Below are 521 nucleotides of genomic sequence, written 5' to 3'. Positions count from 1 at the left end.
GAGTAAACGTTAAAACAAACACGCGTATAGCGCGCGCAGAAGAAGGGAAACTCATTACTGATAATGGTGAAGTTCTGACTGCCAGCCTCCAATTATGGGCGGCAGGCATTAAGTGTGCACCTTGGCTTGCGACACTTGATGGATTGGAAACAAACCGCCTGAACCAGTTGAAAGTTGACCAAACGCTCCGTACCTCGATGGATGAGAATATCTTTGTTATCGGTGACAGCGCTGAATGCCCGCAGCCTGACGGCAGCTTTGTAACACAAAGCGCCCAAGCAGCAAATCAGGCTGCAGATCATTTAGCTCGCCAGCTTATCCGTATGCTTAAAGGTAAAGCGATGAAACCATTTATTTTCAATGATGGCGGAATGGTTATAGCGGTTGGCCATGACTATGCAGTAGGCAACCTGATGAACAACAAATTGATCGTTCGTGGCCGCTTTGTACGCAACCTGTATGACACAATATTTCGTCTTCACCAGAAAATTCTATTTGGTTGGGGTCGCGTCACGGCACTG

Annotated in this window: 1 protein-coding gene; it reads left to right on the top strand. The window is 47.4% G+C overall.

Features of this window, described 5'->3' with window-relative positions; all coding sequences use genetic code 11:
* Positions 1–521 (top strand): NAD(P)/FAD-dependent oxidoreductase (locus GCE9029_RS25555; RefSeq protein WP_197475445.1); only part of this gene is annotated, 521 nt, incomplete at both ends.

Origin of the sequence: Grimontia celer (genome assembly GCF_900055185.1) — a bacterium.
GTDB lineage: Bacteria > Pseudomonadota > Gammaproteobacteria > Enterobacterales > Vibrionaceae > Enterovibrio > Enterovibrio celer.
Note: the sequence above shows the minus strand (reverse complement) of the source record. Positions and strands in the feature narration are given on the sequence as shown.